Here is a 3,758-nt window from a genome sequence, read left to right on the forward strand (position 1 = left end):
GAAGTTCAGTATGGCGTTCCGCCCGCCCGACTGGTAATCGATGCCGATGGCATCGACGGAAAGCGAATCGGGATAATACTGCATTCCCCAGCCGTATCCGAGCCCGGAGAAATCAACCCTTCCGAGCCCGCGGATCGCCTGTTCCCTCTTCGGCGCGGCGGACTTCGGGGCAGGCGCGGTCTTCTTTACCTTGCTGGGATCGGCTGTATCGCCCAACTCGCACTCGCGACGGCGGGCGATCATCTTCTGGTTGAAGGCGAGCACAGCTGCCCGGCATTCTTCGGGCCCTGCGGACGGGATAATCGGGCGCCCGCCGAGCTCCGCGATATCCTGGGGCTCCATGAGCGTGAGGTTTTGGAAGAACGTTATCGCCTCGACCTCGGAGAAGTCGGCCAGCGTGCTCTCGCAGAGCCAGTCGCGCCCGGTATCGTGGTCGGTGAACTGGTCGGCGTGCTCGATGATGAGGAAGCAGCGCGAACGCACCTCGTCGTTACTGAGCTCATGGTCCCAGTCGTCGACCAGGATGCGCGCGCCCACCGTGAACGCATCGGGGAAATACTCCTCATGCTCGCGGCGCTCATCGGGCGTATCGTCGTCCCAGTCGAGCAGCATGCCCTCGAATAGCCCGCAGGTCCCAGTGGGATCGAGCTCCATTTCGGTGTAGTCCCAGCCCAGCTCCTCGACGTTGCTGGAGGAGAGGACGTTAACGGCGGTGAAGCCGTTGCAGACGACCGCCTCCCACTCGTCGGGCTCGTATTTTTCGGCCATATCCCTATCCTTTCGAAATCGCCCTACAGCTTGATGGCGCCGGCGTCCCCGGCACCGTCCCCGCCGGTACTCCCGGCCGCCCTCTTCGCCGCCGCGGCCGCCTCTGCCGGATCGGGCTTCTTCTCGGCTCCGGCGAGCTCGCGCAGGGAGTACTGATAGCACCACTCTTTGGCTTCCCCAACGGACGCGAACCGGGGTCCTGCATCCTCGCAGGCACCCTCACCCGTCGAGATCTTCGCTATGTAGGGCAGGTCGGGGAAGGCGGCAACCTGGTAGATGTCGAACTTCGTCTCCCCGAAGCGGTACGACTCCTGTGCCGAGCCGTAGGCGCGCTGCGCGAAACGCGGCAGCGAGCACGGCCCGACATCGGGTGAATCGTAGATGTTGTCCAGGAGGATATGGAAATCGCCCGTGCTCATTTTGCCGGGCGCGTAATATTCGCCGCCGAGCTTGAACCCCTTGGCATCGTACGAGATCCCGGAGATGAGCCGGACGTCCAGATAGGCGGAGCCGTCATGATGGGAGGCCTCGATGTGGAGCTCGCCGTTCGTATCTATGATGCGGTCGATCTGGCAATCCTTGAGGACATCCGCGCTGCCGGTGCCCTGTACGAGGGAAAGCAGCGAGTCGGCGACGACCAGCCCGCGGGAGGGCCTGTCCCAGCGCTCGACCGTCCCCTTGGCGACAACGGAGATCTCGGTCGGATGTTCCGGGTCGTCGCCGCATTTCAAGTCGCGCAGCATGCGATCGAAACGGGAGATCTCGTCGAAGAGGTCGTTGTCGATGGCGTAATCAATCTCTTTCCAAACCTCATTCATAAAGAAATCGAGGGAGGACACCACATCGACATTGACACCGTCTCGGTCCGCTATATATTCGTTATAATCATCCACCGCCTCATCGGAGAAGTAATAGGAACGGTCGTAGAGGACGCGTTCCGCGGGCATGAAGAAATCCATGGCGAAGTCCTTTCGGCTGCAAACGGGGGAGGCGGGACCGACCCGGTCACCGTCATAGACCGATAGTACCCGCCCGAATCGCCACCAGCCTCAACTACAGCCCCCATTTCCCGAACGGGAAGCCTTCGTGTCAATTCCGGCATTTTGCCGCACATGTCCGACAAAAAGACCCCGGACCCGAAAGGACCCGGGGTCGATAATCTATCCGCCCAAAAACGATTCGCTAGAGACGGTGCCCGCGCTCGACCGCGTCGCCGCGGCCGCTGAGCTGTTCCTTCAGTGCGAAAGCGCCCGCGGCGAGCTTCGCCGCCGCCGCATTATCGAGCAAGGCACGGTAGGTCAGCGTATCGACACCATATGCCTCGATCCTGCATCCCGCGACCGCGCTGAGCATGGCCAAGGCCTCGTCCTGCCTGCCGAAGTGCTTGACCGCATCGGCCCGTCCGGCATCGGCGCGGCGCACGGCGATATCGCACAGGGGCTCCGACCCGGATATGGACTGCTCGAGATAGGCGAGCACGCAGTCGAAGCCATTGGATGCCGCCTCGTTGGAGACCTCGTCGAAGCCGATTTTCGAGCAGTCGAGCTTGACGCCGCCGACCTCGAAGCCCTGCCCCTCGTCGCGCCTGCAATACCAAAGGCAGGGTACGACCGCGGCCGCGTCGGCATCGAAGGTGCGCGACAGGAACGCCACGCCGTTCTCGTCCTCCCAGGGCGTGAGGGGCGTGACGTCGCGGGCGGCGTCATCCGCCGCAAAGAACGGAGACATGAACGTGTCGTCGGCGTAGGCGCCGAGCACCGTGCCGGCGCGGCTGTACTCGGTCTCGCCGAACGCGCCGTCGATTTCGCGCAGCACATCGTCCGCATCGGTGCCGGCGGAAAAACCGCGCCAGTCACGGGCAAGCGTGCCGGAGCGGCCGACGTTGTCGACAAGCTCCGAGTAGAGTCCGTGCACGGTCCCAGGGAGGTCGTAGATGTCCTCCGGGGCGATGGGCCGCCCGGCGAGCATGAAGGCCTCTCCGTCGCGGATATCCTGGTCCACCAGCGTCTCGGGGTGAAGTCCCTCTTGCGGCTCGCCCGGCGCGGTCCTTTCGATAAGCATGGCGGCGTAGCGTGCGTCCCCGCCGGCGATCTCGAGGAAGTCACTCCAGCGGTAGGTTTTCTCATCGGAAGTATCGCGGTCCGTCACGTACTCGCAATCGAGATAGGCCTTTACCGCCGCGAGACGATCGGGATGGAAATTGTTTACCCGCGCGAGGAGCTTGCGGATATCTCGGGCAGTCGTCCCATACATTTGCGAGAAATCGTTGACGATATAGGAGAGCGCGATCAGGTCGCGCTTCACATAGGGACCGACATGGACATCCGTCTCACCCGGCGAACCGAGCCAGAAGTCTTCGAAAAGATCGAGGTCGCATCCGGTGGCGACCTCCACGGCCCCGACCGCCTCGCGCCCATTGAGCCCGCGTTTCACACCGGACAGGCCTTCGAACGACCTGCCCCTGAAATAGTCCAGGAGGTCGATGCCGAGATCGGAGCACTGGATATCGGAGGCCCCCGCGATATCGAACGACCCCGCCTCGAAGCACTCGGTATACGCTCCGGTGTCATCGTCGATATCGCTGCGCAGGAAGGCGATCTGGGTCAGGTCCTCCCCATCGCGGGACACCGGCCGGAACAGCGCGATGCCGTCGACGAGGGTAGAGCAACCGACGAACTCGCAGGTATAGGCGTATCGCGGGTTGAACCCCTCATACTCGCCTCCTGTCGAGACCAGGTCGATGGTATCCATCGCGTTGTAGACGTGGCCGCCGGCGATCTCGAGGAAATCGCCCCAGCGGTACACGGTCTTATAGCCCTCGGGCGAGTACTCCACATCGGTATATCTGGAGATATCCGACTCGTTCCGTCCGCGCTCGTTCATATCCATGCACTCCAATCCAAAAAATCGGCACTCTGGTACCGAAAATGGTAGGGCCGCCCGGCCGCGATGCGGCCCGGCGGCCCATAGGGTTCCCGAACGGGAAGCCG

3 protein-coding genes are annotated in these 3,758 nt (G+C 63.0%); all 3 read right to left on the reverse strand.

Annotated features, from left to right (window positions below):
• A partial coding sequence (locus ACMO6A_RS05105) for a hypothetical protein (RefSeq protein WP_418470853.1) occupies nucleotides 1-768 on the reverse strand: 768 nt, incomplete at its 3' end.
• A gap of 23 nt (nucleotides 769-791) precedes the next feature.
• Entirely contained in the window at nucleotides 792-1,727 is a 936-nt protein-coding gene (locus ACMO6A_RS05110; RefSeq protein WP_418470854.1) for a hypothetical protein, read from the reverse strand.
• A gap of 223 nt (nucleotides 1,728-1,950) precedes the next feature.
• Complete coding sequence (locus ACMO6A_RS05115; RefSeq protein ID WP_418470855.1) at nucleotides 1,951-3,657, reverse strand: hypothetical protein; 1,707 nt, start codon at nucleotides 3,655-3,657, stop codon at nucleotides 1,951-1,953.
• Nucleotides 3,658-3,758: the final 101 nt, after the last annotated feature.

This window comes from Eggerthella sp., assembly GCF_048329335.1.
GTDB lineage: Bacteria > Actinomycetota > Coriobacteriia > Coriobacteriales > Eggerthellaceae > Eggerthella > Eggerthella lenta.

Excerpts from the sequence above, each read along its gene's own strand:
- ACMO6A_RS05110 (WP_418470854.1), bottom strand. The coding sequence starts at position 1,727 with ATGGATTTCTTCATGCCCGCGGAACGCGTCCTCTACGACCGTTCCTAT.
- ACMO6A_RS05115 (WP_418470855.1), bottom strand. The coding sequence starts at position 3,657 with ATGGATATGAACGAGCGCGGACGGAACGAGTCGGATATCTCCAGATAT.